The sequence below is a fragment of the Streptomyces sp. NPDC002328 genome, from assembly GCF_042890065.1.
Lineage (GTDB): Bacteria > Actinomycetota > Actinomycetes > Streptomycetales > Streptomycetaceae > Streptomyces.
In genome coordinates this window covers 279,559-297,366 of sequence record NZ_JBIARQ010000009.1, presented here as the reverse complement: position 1 = coordinate 297,366, position 17,808 = coordinate 279,559, and the positions used below count along the sequence as shown (strand labels likewise).

The 17,808-nt window shown below is 72.2% G+C and carries 20 protein-coding genes; 4 read left to right on the top strand and 16 right to left on the bottom strand.

The features are described from left to right. Positions 1-115: 115 nt before the first annotated feature. The 3 genes from ACFYX4_RS23995 to ACFYX4_RS23985 are packed head-to-tail and all read right to left on the bottom strand — an operon-like array spanning position 116 to position 1,821. The gene (locus ACFYX4_RS23995) at positions 116-793 is read right to left on the bottom strand and encodes a DUF3618 domain-containing protein (RefSeq protein ID WP_389336835.1); all 678 of its coding nucleotides are present in this window, start codon (positions 791-793) and stop codon (positions 116-118) included. Beyond that, positions 769-1,185, bottom strand: coding sequence for a phage holin family protein (locus ACFYX4_RS23990; RefSeq protein WP_389336832.1), 417 nt, complete (start codon positions 1,183-1,185; stop codon positions 769-771). The genes ACFYX4_RS23995 and ACFYX4_RS23990 overlap by 25 nt, the downstream gene beginning before the upstream one ends. Before the next feature lie 3 nt (positions 1,186-1,188). Then, positions 1,189-1,821: a hypothetical protein gene (locus ACFYX4_RS23985; protein ID WP_389336829.1), complete on the bottom strand. Its 633-nt coding sequence runs from the start codon at positions 1,819-1,821 to the stop codon at positions 1,189-1,191. Between the two features lie 183 nt (positions 1,822-2,004). Here ACFYX4_RS23985 and ACFYX4_RS23980 point away from each other — a divergent pair, with 183 nt between their 5' ends. The 4 genes from ACFYX4_RS23980 to ACFYX4_RS23965 all read left to right on the top strand — a co-directional run bounded on the left by ACFYX4_RS23980 (position 2,005) and on the right by ACFYX4_RS23965 (position 6,160). After that, a complete protein-coding gene (locus tag ACFYX4_RS23980) occupies positions 2,005-3,099 on the top strand; it encodes a glutamate--cysteine ligase (RefSeq protein WP_389336826.1) in 1,095 nt (364 codons plus the stop codon). 68 nt (positions 3,100-3,167) lie between these two features. Continuing rightward, on the top strand, positions 3,168-3,830 hold the full coding sequence (locus ACFYX4_RS23975) for a hypothetical protein (protein WP_389336923.1): 663 nt from the start codon (positions 3,168-3,170) through the stop codon (positions 3,828-3,830). Between the two features lie 249 nt (positions 3,831-4,079). After that, positions 4,080-5,792: a cytochrome c oxidase subunit I gene (gene ctaD / locus ACFYX4_RS23970; protein ID WP_389336823.1), complete on the top strand. Its 1,713-nt coding sequence runs from the start codon at positions 4,080-4,082 to the stop codon at positions 5,790-5,792. Then, positions 5,789-6,160: a hypothetical protein gene (locus tag ACFYX4_RS23965; protein ID WP_389336820.1), complete on the top strand. Its 372-nt coding sequence runs from the start codon at positions 5,789-5,791 to the stop codon at positions 6,158-6,160. The genes ctaD and ACFYX4_RS23965 overlap by 4 nt, the downstream gene beginning before the upstream one ends. Before the next feature lie 181 nt (positions 6,161-6,341). On the opposite strand, the gene ACFYX4_RS23960 is transcribed toward ACFYX4_RS23965, so the two are convergent. The 13 genes from ACFYX4_RS23960 to ACFYX4_RS23900 all read right to left on the bottom strand — a co-directional run bounded on the left by ACFYX4_RS23960 (position 6,342) and on the right by ACFYX4_RS23900 (position 17,798). After that, entirely contained in the window at positions 6,342-6,812 is a 471-nt protein-coding gene (locus ACFYX4_RS23960; protein ID WP_389336817.1) for an SPW repeat protein, read from the bottom strand. A 177-nt stretch (positions 6,813-6,989) separates the two neighbouring features. Continuing rightward, positions 6,990-7,586 (bottom strand): hemerythrin domain-containing protein, encoded by a 597-nt coding sequence (locus tag ACFYX4_RS23955; protein WP_389336814.1) that lies wholly within the window; start codon positions 7,584-7,586, stop codon positions 6,990-6,992. Between the two features lie 15 nt (positions 7,587-7,601). Then, entirely contained in the window at positions 7,602-8,801 is a 1,200-nt protein-coding gene (locus ACFYX4_RS23950; RefSeq protein ID WP_389336811.1) for a hypothetical protein, read from the bottom strand. 168 nt (positions 8,802-8,969) lie between these two features. After that, complete coding sequence (locus tag ACFYX4_RS23945; protein WP_389336807.1) at positions 8,970-9,794, bottom strand: cytochrome c oxidase assembly protein; 825 nt, start codon at positions 9,792-9,794, stop codon at positions 8,970-8,972. Continuing rightward, positions 9,791-10,273, bottom strand: coding sequence for a DUF2243 domain-containing protein (locus tag ACFYX4_RS23940; protein WP_389336804.1), 483 nt, complete (start codon positions 10,271-10,273; stop codon positions 9,791-9,793). The genes ACFYX4_RS23945 and ACFYX4_RS23940 overlap by 4 nt, the downstream gene beginning before the upstream one ends. A 52-nt stretch (positions 10,274-10,325) precedes the next feature. Beyond that, positions 10,326-12,344 (bottom strand): copper resistance CopC/CopD family protein, encoded by a 2,019-nt coding sequence (locus tag ACFYX4_RS23935; RefSeq protein ID WP_389336801.1) that lies wholly within the window; start codon positions 12,342-12,344, stop codon positions 10,326-10,328. After that, complete coding sequence (locus tag ACFYX4_RS23930; RefSeq protein ID WP_389336798.1) at positions 12,341-12,862, bottom strand: hypothetical protein; 522 nt, start codon at positions 12,860-12,862, stop codon at positions 12,341-12,343. Before ACFYX4_RS23930 ends, ACFYX4_RS23935 begins: the two co-directional genes overlap by 4 nt. 217 nt (positions 12,863-13,079) lie before the next feature. Further along, positions 13,080-13,514: a hypothetical protein gene (locus ACFYX4_RS23925; protein WP_389336795.1), complete on the bottom strand. Its 435-nt coding sequence runs from the start codon at positions 13,512-13,514 to the stop codon at positions 13,080-13,082. Positions 13,515-13,612: 98 nt separating this feature from the next. Then, positions 13,613-13,948, bottom strand: a complete 336-nt coding sequence (locus ACFYX4_RS23920; RefSeq protein ID WP_389336792.1) for a zf-HC2 domain-containing protein — start codon at positions 13,946-13,948, stop codon at positions 13,613-13,615. Continuing rightward, entirely contained in the window at positions 13,945-14,529 is a 585-nt protein-coding gene (locus ACFYX4_RS23915; RefSeq protein WP_389336789.1) for a sigma-70 family RNA polymerase sigma factor, read from the bottom strand. The genes ACFYX4_RS23920 and ACFYX4_RS23915 overlap by 4 nt, the downstream gene beginning before the upstream one ends. 43 nt (positions 14,530-14,572) lie before the next feature. Further along, positions 14,573-15,679, bottom strand: coding sequence for a 2,3-diaminopropionate biosynthesis protein SbnA (gene sbnA / locus ACFYX4_RS23910; protein WP_389336786.1), 1,107 nt, complete (start codon positions 15,677-15,679; stop codon positions 14,573-14,575). A 44-nt stretch (positions 15,680-15,723) separates the two neighbouring features. Continuing rightward, positions 15,724-16,794, bottom strand: coding sequence for a 2,3-diaminopropionate biosynthesis protein SbnB (gene sbnB, locus ACFYX4_RS23905; RefSeq protein ID WP_389336783.1), 1,071 nt, complete (start codon positions 16,792-16,794; stop codon positions 15,724-15,726). Beyond that, the gene (locus ACFYX4_RS23900; RefSeq protein ID WP_389336780.1) at positions 16,791-17,798 is read right to left on the bottom strand and encodes a TauD/TfdA family dioxygenase; all 1,008 of its coding nucleotides are present in this window, start codon (positions 17,796-17,798) and stop codon (positions 16,791-16,793) included. The genes sbnB and ACFYX4_RS23900 overlap by 4 nt, the downstream gene beginning before the upstream one ends. Positions 17,799-17,808: the final 10 nt, after the last annotated feature.

The following is a 17,808-nucleotide window of genomic DNA, read 5'->3' as shown; positions in this document are numbered from 1 at the left end:
CGGCATGAAGAGAATGAAGAGAAGGCGGGCGAGGGCGGCGGGCCACCGCGCCCGCGAGCGACTCGGGCCGGGCGCGTGGTGCACGCGCCCGGCCCTGGGAGGCCCTGCCCGGGACTCAGCCGGGTCCAGGCTGTCGCCGTGCCTCGTCGGCGACCTGCCCGCCCGATCGGCGCGCCTGGTCCGTCACCTGGGCGGCCTGGTCGCGGGCCTCGTCCTGCGTGGTGCGGGCGGCTTCCTCGGCGGTGCCCTTGACCTCCTGCATCGCGCCCTGCGCGGCCTCCTTCGCGCCTTCCTTCAGGTGCTGCGCGGAGTCGGCGGCGGCCTCCTTCAGCGGCTCCAGGGCCTCGCCACCGCGTTCCATCAGGTCGGCGGCCTTCTCCTGCTCCACCTGGGAGGCCGGGAGCAGCGAGGACGCCAGCATGCCCGCGCCGAAGGCGATCAGCCCGGCGGCCAGCGGATTGCCCTGGGTCCGGCGCATCGCCTGGTCGGGCGCCTGCCGTACCGCTTCCCCTGCCTGGCCGGCCGCGTCGCGCGCCGTCTCGGCCGCTTGCTGGGTGCCTTCCTGAAGCGTGCCGGCCGCCGACTGGGCGCCGCTGCTGACCTCGTGGGCGGTGTGCGAGGCCGTTCCCATGACCCGCTCACGCATACCGGAGACGGCGCCGCGCATCCTGCGGCTGCGGCGACGGACCACCCGCCGCGGGCTGGTCCGGTCCGCGAGCCGGTCCACATCCGCGGACAGCCGCTCCCGAGTGGCGCTGATCTCGGCCCTCATCTGGTCGGGTGACGTGCCCATTGCGCGTTCTCCTTCATCGTCTCGACGGTCTGTTCAGGTCTGGGCTCCACGGTGCGCATGCGGGTGCGGCCCCGCTGGTACAGCACGGCTGCGACCACCGCCCACACGGCGGCGACGATCAGAGCGGCCCAGCCCCCGTCCATCACGTTGGCCAGCCCGAGCACGGCGGCCAGTGACAGGAACAGGAGCACCATGTAGCCGGCGAACCCGGCGCCGCCGTACATGCCGGCGGCCTTGCCCGCCTTGGTCGCCTCCTGCCTGACCTCGGCCTTGGCGAGCTCGACCTCCTGACGGAGCAGGGTCTGCACATCCGACGTCACGAAGGACAGCAGTTCACCCACCGAGTTGTCCCCGGCGCGCGACGCCACCGGGTGGGACGGAACGGAGGCCATCGCTCACACTCCCGGAACCGGCCGGCCCGGGGTATCGCCCGCGGGCATGTTGACGGACGGCGGGTACGCCGGCGCGGCGGGAGTCGCGGTCGTCCGCTGCGTGGCCGGGGCGAGTTCTCGCTGTCCCGTCCCGGACGACGTGTCGGCCTTCGCCGCCACTTTGACCAGCCGCCCGACGGCCATCCCGGCCAGCAGGGCGCCGCCAAGGAAGGCCCCGGGACGACGGCGGGCGAAGCCCTGCACGTCCGAGATGACGCCCTGGACACCGTGCTTCTCCAGGTAGTCGGCCGCCCGGTGCCCACCGTCGGCCGCCTGAGCCGCGAGACTGCGGGCGGGCGAGTCGCTCCGGGCGTTCTCGGCCAGTCCGGCCAGGTCGTCCGCCCACTGGTGCATGGCACCGGCAGCCCGTTTGGTCTGCCCCTCGACCTCGTCCATCGCGCGGGTCCGCAGGTCGCCGGCGACGGCGCCGACCTGCTGCCGCGCCTCCCCGGCCACGGTCTTGGCCTGGTCCACGGCGGTACCCGCGACCTGTCCGGCGGCCTGCTTGGCCTGGTCCGCCGTAGCCGAGGCCTCTGCTCTGGCCGTCTCGCCGGTCTGCCGCGCCCTTGTCGTGTCGCCCTGTGCTGCGTCACTCATCAGCCACTCCTCCTCGGACCACCATGTGTTGATTAATCCGTTCAGTACACGAGTGACTGTTTTGCCCCCATTAACACCCATATGAAGGTCGGGATTATTGTCATGGTTTGTCGCCGGTGGAGCGCGGCACTCGGGTCACCCACGGGCGTGCACCCCACGGGGGTGCGGAACAGAGGGCGGCCGATGACGACGATCGGTGTGGAAGAGGAGTACCTGCTGCTCGACCCGGTCACGGGCCTGCCGGTGCCCCACGCGGACAAGGTGCGTGTCGCCGCGGGCCTGGCGTCGCTCGCGACCGACCACGAGGTGCAGTGCGAGCTGCTCCAGGCGCAGGTCGAGGTGGCCACCCCGGTCTGCGGCGATCTGGAGGAGGTCGGTGGACATCTGCTGCGGCTGCGGCACGCCCTCGGGGCCGCCGCCGAGGCGCACGGTTGCCGGATCGCGGCCTGCGGCACCCCGCCGCTGCGTCACGGCAGGCCGGTGGCCGTCACCGACAACGCCCGCTACCGGGCCATGGCCGTGCAGGCGCCCCAGCTGGTGGCGGAGCAGCTGGTCAACGGCATGCACGTGCATGTGGCCGTGCCGGGCCGTGAGGCGGGCGTCCAGGTGCTGAACCGGATCCGGGTCTGGCTGCCGACGCTGACGGCGATGTCGGCGAACTCCCCGCTCTGGGACGGCCACGACACGGGCTTCGCCAGCTGGCGCACCGTGATCTTCAGCCGCTGGCCGGTGAGCGGCGTACCGCCGTTCTTCCTCGACGCCGACGACTACGACCGGCGCGTACGGCATCTCCAGGAGAGCGGGCTGATCACGGACCCGGGCCAGCTGTACTGGCAGGCGCGCCTGTCGGACCGGTATCCCACCGTGGAGGTGCGGTGTCTGGACGTTCAGCTGCGCGCGGACGACGCGGTCATGTTCGCCGGGATCGTCCGGGCGCTGACGGAGACCGCGCTCGTGGAGGCGACCGCCGGGGCGCCCGTCCCGGAGTGCGCCCCCGAGCTGCTCCAGGCCGCCATGTGGCACGCGGCCCGCCACGGTCTGAGCGACGCCCTGATCGACCCCGGAGGCGGCCGCAACCGCGCCGGAGACGTGCTGTACGAGCTGGTGCGGCGCATCGCCCCCGCGCTGGAGGCGGCCGGCGACACCCGCGAGGTGACGGCCCTGATCCACCGGCTCCTCCAGGACGGCACGGGTGCGGACCGGCAGCGCACGGCCCTCGCCGCCGGCGGTCTGCGCGCGGTCACCGAACTGATCTCCGTCGAGAGCACCACCCCGTGAGCCGGCGCGAGCGCGCGGAGCAGTGGTTCCCGCGCGGGCTCGGCGGCGTCCCGCGCCGGCCGCCGCGACTGCGCTTCGACGGCTGGATCGCGGGCGTGGGCACGTCGTCCGGGACGCGGATCGTGCTCGGTCACTGGCAGCGGTCGCCGTTCGGCCCTTTCAGCGACGTGATGCTCGAACGGGCCGACGGACAGCGGCTGTTGCTGGCGCCCACCCGGGAGACGGCGGACTTCGTCAGCGAGACGTACGCCTTCGACGCCGTGCGCGTCACGCCGGTCTGCGTGCGGGTCGCCGGAGCCACCTGGACCGTGGCCGCCGGGTCACTGGAGCTGCGTTTCGTCACCGGCCGTCGGGGTCTCCTCGGGCTCCTGCTGCGCGCCGTGCCCGGCGCCCTCGCCCGCAGCCCCGCGTGGAGCGCGCTGATCGACCGGCCCGCCCGCCTCCTGCTGCCCGGCGTGCGCACCCGCGGCCGGGGCCCCTCGGGCCGCCGCGCTTGGTACGGCGCCCGGGACCTGTGGCCGATCCGCACCGCGTCCGGGTCCTTCGAGGGCCACGGCCTCGGCACACCGGCCCCCGTCGCACCGCCCGTGCGCTTCGGCTTCGGCTCCGTGCCACGAGAACCCGCCGTCACCCGGGTCACGACGACGGTGGCGCCGGCGCACAGGAGGACAGCCGCGGCTTCGACGTCCACGCGCACAGCGTGCCCGGGATCACCCCCAGCAGTGCTCTGACGGTGACGCGCCGCGCCGCCTACCGCGGCTCGCGGGCGGGCCGCCGGTGAGCCTTCACGTCATCACCTCACGTCCTGACCGCCCCTCACCCTCCCGCCGTGACCGCTTCACTCGGACGAATGGATCGATCGGCCGTTCAGCGCAGAAACGGCCGGTATCAGGCTGCGGCGGCCGATCGCCGGGACTAGTTTCCGCTGGGCTGGTCACGCGCAGCCCACCACTTAGCACCGCCGGCGACCGAGGGAACTGATGGCGACCCATACCGAACCTGTTGCTCCGGTGCCGGCGGCGGAGCGCCGCGGCCGAGGCCAGGTGATCGTCACCTGGCTGACCACCACCGACCACAAGAAGATCGGCCACCTCTACCTCATCACCTCGTTCGGCTTCTTCCTCGTCGGCGGAGTGCTGGCGATGGCGATCAGGGCGGAGCTCGCCCGGCCGGGCGTGCAACTGCTCTCGAACGAGCAGTACAACCAGGCGTTCACGATGCACGGCACGATCATGCTGCTGCTGTTCGCGACGCCGACGTTCGCCGGGTTCGCCAACGCGATCATGCCGCTCCAGATCGGCTCCCCGGACGTCGCCTTCCCGCGGCTGAACATGTTCTCGTACTGGCTGTTCCTCTTCGGCGGGCTCATCGTGCTCGGCAGCTTCATGACACCCGAGGGCGCAGCCGACTTCGGCTGGACCGCCTACACGCCGCTCAGCGGCGGCGAGCGCACCACTCAGCTCGGCGGCGACCTGTGGGTCATGGGGCTGGCTTTCGCCGGCTTCGGCACGATCCTCGGCGCGGTCAACTTCATCACCACCGTCATCTGTATGCGCGCCCCCGGCATGACCATGTTCAGGATGCCGATCTTCACCTGGAACGTGCTGCTCACCTCGGTGCTGGTCCTGCTCGCCTTCCCCGTCCTGGCCGCAGCCCTGCTCGCCCTGGAGGCGGACCGCAAGTTCGGTGCGCACATCTTCGACCCGGAGAACGGCGGGGCGCTCCTGTGGCAGCACCTGTTCTGGTTCTTCGGCCACCCGGAGGTCTACATCCTCGCCCTGCCGTTCTTCGGCGTGGTCACCGAGATCCTTCCGGTGTTCTCCCGCAAGCCGATCTTCGGTTACATGGGCCTGGTCGGCGCCACCATCGCCATCACCGGCCTGTCCGTGACCGTGTGGGCTCACCATATGTTCGCCACCGGGGCGGTGCTGCTGCCGTTCTTCTCCTTCATGAGCTTCCTGATCGCCGTGCCGACCGGGGTGAAGTTCTTCAACTGGATCGGCACGATGTGGAAGGGCTCGATCTCCTTCGAGCCGCCCATGCTGTGGGCGTCCGGTTTCCTCGTCACGTTCCTCTTCGGCGGCCTGACCGGCGTCCTGCTCGCGTCACCGCCGATGGACTTCCACGTCACCGACAGCTACTTCGTCGTCGCCCACTTCCACTACGTGCTCTTCGGCACGATCGTCTTCGCCATGTTCGGCGGCTTCAGCTTCTGGTGGCCGAAGATGACCGGCACCATGCTCGACCACCGCCTGGAGAAGATCCACTTCTGGACGCTGTTCGTCGGCTTCCACACCACCTTCCTGGTCCAGCACTGGCTCGGCGCCGAGGGCATGCCCCGCCGGTACGTCGACTACCTCGCCGCCGACGGCTTCACCGCCCTCAACACCATCTCCTCCATCGGCTCCTTCCTCCTCGGCCTGTCCACGCTGCCGTTCCTCTACAACGTCTGGCGCACCGCCCAGAAGGGCGAGCGGGTCGAAGTCGACGACCCCTGGGGATACGGCCGCTCCCTGGAATGGGCCACCTCCTGCCCGCCGCCCCGCCACAACTTCGTCACCCTGCCGCGCATCCGCTCCGAATCCCCCGCCTTCGACCTGCACCACCCGGACCTGGCGGAGATCGAGTACCTCGAGCACGGCGGCAGGCGCGACGCCCTGGACGCCGAGAGCCACCGGGGCGAACCGCAGTGAGACGCGGGGGGCAGCACACCTCGCGCGACGTCGGCAACACGCTGGCCGACACGATCGAGGGCTACCTCCTGGCCCGCGCCCACCACGAGGAAGCCGCCCGCGAGGCCGAGGAGCTGTGCGCCCTGCTGCCCTGGCTGACCTCAACCCAGGCCGAGGACGTCAGACGACACTACGTCCGGCAGCGCATCGGCCTCACCCGCCGGATGCTGCGGGCGACAGTCGACCGAGCCGCCGAGCTGCGCCAGGAGTACGAGGACCGTTACGCCGCCCTGCGGCGCGCCCTGCTCAGGCGCCACGCCGCGTGCGCCTCCGCCGTCCTCGCCTGCGCCGGCGGACTCGGCGCGCTGGCCGGGCTGCTCAGCCGTTAGGGCTGTAGACGTCCCTGCGGGGAAGCGGACCGACGTCGGCGCGGCGGGCGCGTCGTCGACGACGCCGGTGGTGAAGGCGTGGCCTTGTGCAGGAGATCGACGACGAGCTCGGACGCGACGTGACGGCGACCGCGGAGCGTGCGGTCGCCGTCACGTCGACAGCCCGAGTCACCGCGCCGTGTCAGCGAGCCATCCGGGCTGAGCGTCCACTGCCGCCCCTGTCGGTGTCGCCCGCCGCCATGGCGGCCATGAGCGCGAGCATCAGGGCGATGACGCCCACGATGATGTTGTTGACGATGGTGCGTGTAGTGTCCACGTTCCCGGCCACCACCCACGGCGCGATGATGGTCCAGGCGCCGATCACCGCGGCCGCCCACGCCCGGGCGTGGGTGCGCTCGTAGGCGTGCCCGAAGCCGCTCAGGAGCAGGGCGTAGGCGATGCCGGTGATCAGGTTGTTCACGGTCAGGGTGGAGAGGCCGTTGAAGCCCGCGATCCACGGGGATGCGGCCAGGTACAGGCCTGTGAGCAGGGCCAGCGCCTCAACAGCCTGTCCCTGCTGGGTGCTCGCGGCTCGCTCGGCCCGTGCGTGGCGCTCGCGCATCTCCAGGATGTCCGGGTGCGACTCCATGGTCGTCTGGGTCCGGTCGGTCATGATCGCCTCCTGGCTGGGGATTCACGGTCCGTGTGTCCCGTGCGAGCCGGGTACCCCCTCGCGGGACCAACGTCCCGCCCACAGCCCATCGGTTTGCCGCGGCCGGACAACCGGTGTGCCCGGCGGTCCCGACCGTCCCGCTGACCGGTCGCCGCCCGCCGGGCGCACCGGCCGCCGTCAGCTGTCGCGGCGGTTCATCGCCTTGCGTACGGCGTCCTTGGTGCGGTCCATGAGGGCCGCGACGGGCCCGAGGGCGACGTTCGCGGTCGCGGACTCCACCCCGGGGTGCGGGCGGGTGGGCGCCATGGCCTCGGCCGCCTTGATGCCCTTGGCCATGGAGGCCAGGGTGCCCGCGTCGGCGGTGCGCCGGATGTGGATGAACTCGTACCGCTCCTCGGCCCGGGCGTGGGTCTGGACGTCCCGGCGCAGAGCGAGGAGCTGGGGCATGAACTTCGGGTCGTCGGTGTCCATGTCGTCCAGCGTGGCGAGCGTCTCCTTGGCCTCCCTCTCCTCCTCCAGGCGATCGGCCACCACCTGTTCGCCGCCGGTGACGTTGCGCCGGGCGAAGGGATGGACCACCTCCTCCTCGGCGGTCTCGTGCACGGCGAGGAGCCGCACCAGCCGGTGGAAGGCGTCCCGGCGTTCCTCACCCGTGCCGCGCTCGACCTCGTCGAAGAGGTTGCGGATGTCGCCGTGCTGGCGCATCAGGAGGGAGACGACATCGGTGTCCGGAGCGTGGTCGTCTCCGGCGTGCGGGGTGTGCTGCTGGCTCATCGGGTCCTCCGTCGTTCAGTGGGCGCGCAACTCGGGGACCGGGTGCTCGCCCTCGGTCTCCTGACGGAACTCGCGGCCGAACATCGCGTCGTGCTCGGCCATGACCCGCTCGCTCGGCGGCTCCTCGCCCCCGTGGATCTGCTCCTGGAGCTTCTCGAACCGCTCGTGCGCGTCCCGCACGTATCCGGCGCCCAGCGTCGTCAGGTCGATCTGGGTGTCCAGGAGCTCACGCAGGTAGGCCTTGTTCGGCTCGAAGGTGAGCACCGCGGGCAGCTGCGGCGCCAGGACCTCCTCGGGCTCCCGGCCGTCGAGGCGGCGCATCAGGTCGCACGCGATGTGCAGGTGCTCCAGTTCCTGGTTGAGGTGGAGTTCCCAGATCGCCTTCACCTTCGGGTCGCTCTCCTGCTCCATGAAGGAGTGGTAGAGGTAGCACTCGTTGTACTCGTGGTTGACGAGCTGCTCCCACCAGGTCTCACCCGGGTCGACGAGGGACTCGTAGTGGGTGACGTGCTCCTCCTCGATGAGACCGATCTCCTGGTAGAGCTGCCGGGCGATCGGCTCCATGTACTGCGGGCCGACGTTCATGTAGAAGTTCATGGTCTGCTGCTCCGCCGACATGACCGTCAACGCGTGCAGCTTGGACAGCGGGTCGGTGCGCGTGCGGTCGTACGGGTCGCGCACGTTGTCCGCGGGGTGGCGGTGGTGGTACTTGGTGGGGCGGCCGGGCATGACCTCGGTGAGCTGCTCGACGATGGCGTCCGCCTTGCGGTGCTCGATCATCTCGTACAGGTTGGCGTACCGGTACAGGTGGTCGAAGTCCTCCAGCACACCGAACTGGTACGCCTGCTTCAGGTACGGGTCGGGCTCCATCCGGGCCACCCACGCGGTGAGGTCGACCGCGACCTGCTCATACGCGATCGTCGTCTCGAGCACCGAAGACAGACCGGGCAGCAGCCAGTTGACGGCCTTCTGCTGCTGGGCCTCGATGTACCGGGTCTGTGCGAGCTGCCGTTTGATCTCCGGGTCGACGGTGTTCCGCGCCAGTTGATGGCTGAACATGATGGCCTCGACCTCGATGCCGTTCATCGTGATGATGCGGCAGCGGGTGTACGGGTCGCAGTGGTCGGCGTCGATGGGGTCCACGTTCAGCTCGCGCCAGTTCCTGAGCTGACGGTCGAGCGGGATGCCGCGTTGTTCGAGGGGATTGAACGTCACGGGGACCTCCTGAAGGAAGTTTGACGAAGTGCCCGTTGCGGCCGGTTGAAACCGTCCGGACGGGAGGACGTCGGTCATGCTGCGGCGTGGCGGCCACGGTCGCGGGTAGGCGCTTCGTCCTTACGCTCCTTCAGCCAGGAATCGGGACGTACGGTCACCCGGGTGGGCTCATGTGAGCCGCGTCGCCGGCGTCGCGCCGTGACGGCGGGCGTGGGCGCGGCCGGTCGCGGTGTACCACTGGGCCGCCAGGACGACGGCGAGGGCGAGTTCGGTGAGGTCGCCGCCGTAGTACATCAGCTGGGCCCCCGTGTGCAGGTCACCGGCGGTGAAGGCGGTGCCGGGCGGCGCGACGGCGTACAGGCTCTTGGCGAGCACGGAGTGGAGGCCGCCGACGGCGAGCAGGACGGTGCCGCGCACGGCGAGGCTCCAGCGGTGGCGCACGGGATCGAGCTGACAGACGGCGAAGGCGAAGAGCAGACCGGCGGCCCACACGTGTGCGTGCACCACGGCGTGCAGCGCCGGGTGGTGCTGCGCGGCGGCGAAGAGGCCGGTGCGGTACAGCAGCCACAGACCGGCGACATCCACCGCCGCCGCCACCGGAGGGAACAGCAGAACGCCCACGGGTTGCGCGTGCGCAATCGCCAGCAGGCCCCGTCGCACCCGGCCGGGCGGCAGGTTGCGCAGGCACAGGGTGAGGGGGCGGGCGAGAACGAGGAGCAGCGGGGCCGCCATGCCGGCGGCCAGGTGCTGGGCCGCGTGCGCGGTGAACGGCCCGCCGGGTGGCTCCCCCAGCACGGTCCAGGCCGTCAGGACGCCGCCCGCGACGAAAGACGCGTCCCGCGCGCGGGGCCAGGCGTCTGCGCGGGAGCGCAGCCGGTGAGCTGCCAGCAGGTACGCGGCGACCGCCAATGCCGTGGCCGCCGCGGCGCAGGGTGCGGCCAGGTCGGCCCAGCCCGGACCGGCGGGCGGGTGGTGGACGTGGACCGGCGTCATGGTGTGGACTCCGGCCGGGTGCGGCGGGCGGCGCGGACGGTCAGGGCGCAGCCGATGAGCAGCAGGGCCAGACCACCGAGGTTCCAGGCCCAGTCGTAGGGGGTGACGTCGACGCCGTAGCGGATCTGGTGCAGGCGCAGCAGCTTGTGGTCGACGATGCCGTCGAAGAGCTGGAAGAGGCCGAGGCCCAGGAAGAGGCCCGCGCGGGCGTGGGCGACGGCCAGGGCCCGCCTGCGGCGCAGGTCGGCGTAGAGGATGAGGCCGGCGACGAGGGCCAGCAGTTCGGCGGTGTGCAGCAGGCCGTCGGAGAACAGGCCGACGGCGGTGGTGGAGCGGTCGTAGAAGTGGTGCCAGCCCAGGAGCTGGTGGAAGACGATCTCGTCGACCGCCGCCATGACCGCCATGCCGATCAGGGCGCCCACCGCCAGGGACCGCCGCGGCTCCGGCCGCGCGCCGGAGCCGCGGGGGTCGTTCGCCATGGTGTACGAGTCACCCTTCGCGCCGACGCCATGCCGAGTCTGCGCCGCTGGTTCAGAGCTCCGGCGCCGGGCGGATCATCACGTCCTGGGTGACGGTGACCTGGTCGATGTCGGTGAGGCGCACGGTGACCGCCATGGTCCAGGCGCCGGACAGCGGGAGCCGCAGCCGGTCGGCGGCCCAGTAGCCGTTCCGGTCGACGAGTTTCGCGTCCAGCGGGCCGATCTGCTGCTCCCGGTGGGTGAGCGTGAGTCGGACCTCGGGAACCGACAGGATGCCCCCGTCCGCCCCGTACACCAGCGCCTCCGCGGTGTTGTCGCCCACGCGCGCCGGGGCGAACGTGATCTGCACCCTGCCGCTTCCGTTCGGGATGCCGGTGTCGAAGGGCACCATCACCATCCGCGCCGTGGGCGCCTGGGCCTCGGCGGTCGCGGCGGCGCCCCGGACGGCGGCCCGGCTGGGCTGGGTCCCGGTGAGCAGCGTGGTGATCGCCAGGACCAGCACGCCGAGGACGGCTTCGAAGGCGACCGAGCGGCGGAGAGCTCGGCGGTGGCGGTGGGGGGCGTCGGAGGCGGGCTCGGTGGGGGCGGGGGCGGTGGGGGCCGGGGTGGCATCGGTACCGGTGCTGGTGCCGGCGTCGGCGTCGGCGTCGGGTGGCGGATCGCCGGCGGGGCCCTCGGCCGGGACGGTCTGCGCCGCCCGTGAGCGTACGACCGCCGACACCGGCTTTTTCGGTACGACCTCCTCCGGTACAGCCTCCGCCGACACCGCCTCCGCCGGTTTCCGCTGGAGGAGTTGCCCGGTCAACTGGCGGGAGAAGGAGGCCACCGTCAGCACCAGGATCACGGCGCCGGCCTTGAGGGTGAGGAGCCTGCCGTAGTCGGTGGTGGTCAGGGCGTCCAGCGAGCCGACCTGGCGCCAGGACTGGTAGAGGCCGGTCACGACCAGGACGACGACCGAGGCGAACGCCAGCCGGGAGAAACGGGCGACCGCGGGCGCCGGGACGACGGTGTCGGCGGGCGCCCGGTACAGGGCGACCGCCAGCGCGGCCAGGCCTCCCAGCCACACCGCCATGGCGAGCAGGTGCAGCACGGAGACGGGGATCGCCAGCGGCACCTGGATGCCGGCGGAGGCGTGCTCGGCCGCCGCCCAGGTGAGGGCCAGCGCGACGGCGGACAGCGCGCCCGCGACCCGTACGCCGGTCCGCGGGGAAGCCCGGCCGACGACGTCTCCGGCGTCCGAGGCGGGCGACGGCCCCCGCGTCACTTCGCCGAGCCGGGCGCCGTACCGCTTCAGCAGGACGCCCGCCACGGCGAGCAGCGCCAGCCGTGCGCCGAGGGCCAGCCCGGTCCTGCCCGTGATCGTGCGCTCCAGGAGCGACAGGTCGGTCAGGGAGGAGAGGCCCCCGCCGGACTCGTACGGCCCGCGCAGCAGCAACAGCAGGACGGTGGCGGCGGTCAGCGTCGCCCAGCCGGCGAGCAGCAGCCTGCGCAGCGGACGCAGCGCCGCGCCCGCCGGCCAGCACGCCAGCAGGAACAGGGCGACGCCGATCAGCAGGGCCAGCCCGCCGTACGCGAGGTAGCGGACCCCGTCGTAGAGGCGGGACGCGGCGGTGTCGTCCGGGGAGTCCTTGCCCAGTACGGCGGTGGAGAAGGAGGGCTGGCCCAGGGAGAAGGTGAACGCGCCGGAGATCGGGTGGCCGTCCGCGGAGACGACCCGCCAGCCCACCGTGTAGGTGCCCTCGGGGAGCTTCCCGGCCAGCGTCACCTGGGCGGTGTCCGTCGTCCCGGGGGCGTGCCGGACGGATCCGGTGTCGACGCGCAGGCTCTCCGGGGACAGCACGCGCAGCGATCCGGCGTTGAGGCCGACGGTCTCGGAGAAGGTGAGGGTGATCTGCTTCGGGGCCGTCTTGATCACCGAGGAGTCGGCGGGGACGGCCCGCACGAGCGTGGAGTGGGCGGAGGCCGGGCCCGCGCCGCCGAGCAGGAGGGCCAGCACGGCGCCGACCAGCAGGAGGGCGGTCAGCGGCCTCCCGCCGGTGCGGCGCGCGGCCGTGGGGACGGCGGCCGTCATGACGCGCTCGGGGCGGCGGCGGTCGGGGCGACGCTCGGGCCGATGCCGCGCAGTTGCTGGATCGTCCCGCCGAGCTTGGCGCGGAACCGTTCCAGCATCTCCGGCTCCTTCGCGCTGACGATCCACCGGGTGCCGACCAGGTAGGTGCCGCCGTAGACGGCGGCGGAGTCCAGCCAGGCCTGGGTGAACCTGTCCTCGGGGAAGGTGGTGATGAGGTAGTCGACCTCGGGTGTGTGGCAGATGCCCTGGCGCAGTTCGTCGGCGTCGATGCGGATCTTGGGCGTGCAGCCGGTCAGGCCTGCGATCACCTCGACCTTGGCGGGGGCGACGACGCCGGCCTCCGGGGCGGCGGAGATCTTCGACGGGTCGGTGTTGACCGACGCCTCCTTCTCGGTGCCGCTGCACGCGGTGGCCAGGGCCAGCAGGGCCAGGCTCGCGGCGAGGGCCGCGCCGCGTGTCGAGCGGGCGGTGGACGAGGACGTCCGGCCGGTGCGTCCTCGCTGGGGCTGTAGTGACACGTGCCTCTCCGTATCAGATCCAGGGGCCCGCCCGCGTGGGGCGGTCAGGGGGCGGCTGTGGCAGGGGATACGGATGAGCGGAATGTTTCGTTCATTCGCGTTCATTGACGTTCATGCGCTTTTGTGCGCGCTCATTGGAGTTCACCCCGGAATGTCACGGAAGATCCGTGGGCGTGCGGGGGTAGGGAGAGCGCGGCGCCGGTCAGCCGGGCAGCCGTCAGCGGCGGAAGGTCTGGAGAACGCTCAGCGCGGGCGCGAGTCCGCTGCCCGGGCTTCGGACCTCTCTGGCGGTCCGGGGATGCGCGGGGCCGGGTGGGACGGCGGTGGCGGAGGCTAGGGCGGCGTCCGCGGTCACGTCGGCGGCGAGCACCGGTGTGCCGGCGGGGTGCCCCGCCCTGGGCGGCAGGACGAGAGCGTCGTCGTCTGCCTCGTGGTGCGGCGCGCCGAGAGCGTCGCCGTGCAGGACCGTGTGCGCGGGCGGCTCGGCCACCACAGCGGCCGTCACCGCGTTCGCCGTGGCGGATTCCGCGTTCGCCGTGGCGGATTCCGCGTTCGCCGTGGCCGTCACCGCGGCAGCCGTGGCGGTGAGGTGGTGGGGTGTGCCGAGGTGCAGCAGGACGGCCGCGGCGAGCAGCACGACGGCTGCGGCCATACGACGTACCACCACTGGTGCCCCGGCTCCTGTTGATCCTCGCCCGTATCGACGGCCTGAACGGTAACACCGGTACGGGACCGGCGTCGCACGGATCGTCAGAGCGCCGGCCCGCTGGCGACGTAGCAGTCACCGGGGTCGTCGGCGACGGTGCTCGCTCCTCCCCCGGCCGGCGACGTCCCTTCGCCGGCCGGGGGCGACGGGGGGAACTGGGGGGTGCGAGCCGCCTCGGCCAGGACGCGTACCTTCAGGCACTCCGGTGGGGTGCGGGCCACCGCGAGGGCGAGCCAGGCCGCCGCCTCCTGGTGACGGCCGGCCTCGTCGGCGCACTCGGGGCATTCGGCGCAGTGCCTCCGGAAGGCCTGCCGTTCCTCCTCGTCGAGGCCGTCCATGGCGTAGGCGCCGGTGAGGTCGTTCGCGTCGTCTTTCATCATCGGGGGGCTCCCAGACATTGCCGCATATAGGTCAGTGCCCTGCGCAGACGGCTCTTGACGGTGCCCAGCGGCAGGGACAGGACTGAGGCGACCTCGGCATGGGTCAGGCCCCGGTAGTAGACGAGCAGCACGGGCTGGAGCAGTTCGGTGGTGAGCTGCCGCAGACAGGTGCGGACCTCTTCGCGTTCGCCGATCGCCTCCACGGCTTCCGCGACGTCGTCGAAGGCGGGCACGGTGTCCCGCAGGGAGACGGCGCGCTCGCGTTCGGCGGATCTGCGCGCGGTGCGGACGCAGTCGACGGCGCGGTGGTGGGCGATGGTCATCATCCAGGTCATGGCGTGCCCGCTCTCCGGCCGGTAGCGGGGGGCTGTCTGCCAGACCTCCAGCATGACCTCCTGGGCGACCTCCTCGGCGCGGGCCGGGTCCCGCAGGACCTGGCAGGCGATTCCGTAGATGGGGCCGGCGACCGCGTCGTACAGACGGGTGAAGGCGTCCTGGCTGCCGGCGGCCACGGACAGCAGGAGCCGGTCGGTCTCGGATGCACCGGTGTGCTGGGCCCAGGGGGCCTGTCGCTTCGCCACACCCTCTCCCGCCTGCGTGCCTGCCCCGGCACGGCTGCCGGGCTCATCCGTCCCCCTTCACAGTCTGTGAGGCACGGCCGTCGACCGCATCTCGCAGCGGGGCGGAGTCGCCCGGCCGGTGGCCCGTCCACAGGTCGGGCGAGGCGACGGGGGGCGCGGTGCGGGCGGCGAGGGAGCCGGCGGCGTCCGGGCCGCCGGGGCCGAGGACGTCGTCGCCGTAGAGGGCCTGCACCCAGTTGGCCTGGTAGACGGTCTCGAGGTAGCGCTCTCCGAGGTCCGGGGCGATGGCCACGGCGGTGAGGCCGGGGGTGTCGTGCCGGGCCAGCCAGCGCATCGCGCCGCTGACGACGGTGCCGGTGGAGCCGCCGAAGAGGAAGCCGCGCCGGGCCAGCCGGTGGCAGGCGCGGATGGTGTCCGCCTCCTCCACGTGGACGGCCTCGTCGACGTAGTCCTCGTCGAGCAGCGGGGGGCGGACGCTCATGCCGAGGCCGGGGAGCATCCGGCGGCCGGACTCGCCGCCGAAGGTCACCGAGCCGACGCTGTCGACGGCGACGATGCGGACCGGCCGGTGCCACTCGCGGAAGTAGCGTGCGCAGCCCATCAGGGTGCCGGTGGTGCCGGCGCCGATGAACAGCACGTCGAGTCCGGGGAACGAGCGGGCGATGGCGGGCGCGGTCTGGAGGTAGTGCGCCTTCCAGTTGCCCGGGTTGGTGTACTGGCTGAGCCACACGTACCGGTCGTCCGAGGCGCACAGCGTGCGGACGTAATCGATGCGGGCGCGCAGGAAACCGCCGTCGCTGCTGGGCACCGTGATGACGTGCACATGGGCTCCGAGGGCCTCCATCAGCAGCCTGGTCGACAGGTTGCAGCGGGAGTCGGTGACGCACAGGAAGGGGTAGCCCTTGCTCGCCGCGATCATGCTGAGCGCGACGCCCATGTTCCCGGAGGACGATTCGAGCAGGACGGACCGCGATGTCAGGGCTCCCTGCCGCTCGGCGGCCTCCACCATCTCCGTAGCCGGTTTCAGCTTGATCGACCCGGCGAAGTTGAAGCCCTCGCACTTCAGGAAGAGCTTGCGACCGAGTACCGACCGGAGATCGACGTAGAGGTCCTCCTCGTTGAAGGTGTAGGGATCCGATATGACTGACACGATGGCCTCCGCGGGTTGAAGATCGGCCCGGGGCCGGATGGCGTTCATCCGTACCTGTTCAGCTCATGGAAGAAGTCGTCGATCACGTGCAGCTCTCCGGAGCCGGCCACCTCGTCGTACACGTACTTGCCGACCGCGAGGTCGAGCACTCCGAGGCCGAACGGCGAGAACACCACCGTCCGGTCCGTCGGGGGCGTGACGCGTCCGGCCAGTACGTCCGCCAGGGTGCCGGTGAGGAAGCCGCGGTGGCCGGTTCGTTGTTCGGCGAGGTGGACGGAGGTCTGCGCGGTCAGGCAGTGCTCGACGTCGTCGACGAGGTTCGCCGAGGCGAGCACCACCTCCGGAGCCAGGTCGCGCAGCGAGAGGTGCAGTACGAGCGGATGGTGGGCGAACCACGAGGGCGCCTGGATGTGCGGCCGGCCGGCGACGGTGGCGAAGACCACCAGGTCGCTCGCGCGGATCAGCGCCTCGGCGCTGTCGTGGACGACGATGTCGCCGGGCGCGCCGGACTGCTCCAGGTAGCCGCGGAAGCCGTCCGCGCTGTCGGCCGACAGGTCGTGGACGCCGACGGCGTCGAAGGACCAGCCGGTGCCGACGAGGAAGGTGTGGACGTAGCGGGCGATCAGGCCCGTGCCGACGAACCCGACGCGTGCCGGGCGGCGCCGGCCGGCGCTGAGCCGGTCCGCGGCCAGCGCGGCGGACGCCGCCGTGCGGGTGGCGCTGACGATGGACGCCTCCATGCAGGCGAACGGGTAGCCGGTGTCGTGGTCGTTGAGGACGAGCACCGCCGACGCCCTCGGGACTCCGGCCGTCACGTTCTGCGGGAAGCTGGAGATCCACTTCAGGCCGTCCACCGGGGTCTCCCCGCCGATCGAGGCGGGCAGCGCGATGATCCGGGAGGTGGGGCGGTCGGGGAAGCGCAGGAAGTGGGACGGCGGGTTCACGGTGTCGCCGGCGTCGTGCAGCCGGTAGGCGGCCTCGACGAGTTCCACGAGCTGCTTCTCCCGCCCGTGCAGGGCCTGCCGGACCTGGGCGCCGGGCAGGACCGCGAACGGGGGCACGGCGACCGGCACGGCCGGCGCGGGCCGGCTCGCGGCGGTGCGGGGGGTCGTCATCGGGGGGTCACCTCCACGGTCGGCGAGCAGTCGGCCAGCCGGACGGCGTCGGCCATCGCGACGAGCACCTCGCGCGGCCCTTCGTAGGCCTCCCGGCTGTGGGCGGTGCGGACGTTGTCGACGAGCATCAGGTCGCCGGACTGCCACGGCTCGCGCACGGTGTGCGCCTCGTAGACCTCGTTCAGCAGGCGCACGGTGTCCTCGCCGATGGGCTCGCCGTCCCCGTAGCGGGTGTTGAAGGGGAGCCCGTCGGGGCCGTAGACGTCGACCAGGTACTCGCGGATCTCGGGGGCCAGCGTCCACTCGTTGAGGAACGCGATCTGGTTGAACCAGCAGCGGCGGCCGGTGACGGGGTGGCGGACGACGGCGCTGCGGCGCTGGCGGGTGCGCAGTCCGCCGTCGGGCTGCCACTCGAAGGCGATGGCGGACGCGCGGCAGTATTGCTCGATCGCGGCGCGGTCCTCGGTGCCGAAGGAGTCGGCGAGGGACGCGCCGATCTCGTCGTTGTAGGTGCGGGTGAGCAGCCAGCCCTCCCGCAGGAACCGTGCGACGAGGTCGGTGGGCAGCGCGCTGAGCACGTTCTGCGCGTCGGCCAGCGCGGTCGCTCCGCCGGCGGCGGGGGCCTCCCGGCAGGCGAACAGCATCAGCCCGGGGAACTCCAGGGTGTAGCTGAGTTCGTGGTGCATGCACATGGGCTGGTTGGGGGGCCATTTGGCGGAGGAGTACACGCCGTCGGCGTAGGTCCGGCGGGACGCGAAGGCCTCTTTCTCGGTCATCGGACGGCCGCCGGCCAGCTCGCGCAGGACGGCCGCGGTGGTGTCCGGGTCGCTGGGTCCGAGGCCGCGGACCAGGACCGCGCCGTGCTCGACGACGACGGCGCGCAGCGCGTCCCGGTGCTCGGCGGCCCAGCCCACCGCGTCGCCGGGGGGTTCGGCGCGCAGGACGGGGGGCCTGCCGGGCCGCAGGTCGACGCCGGGCGGCGACAGGGGGATCGAGGACGGCATCTAGGTCTCC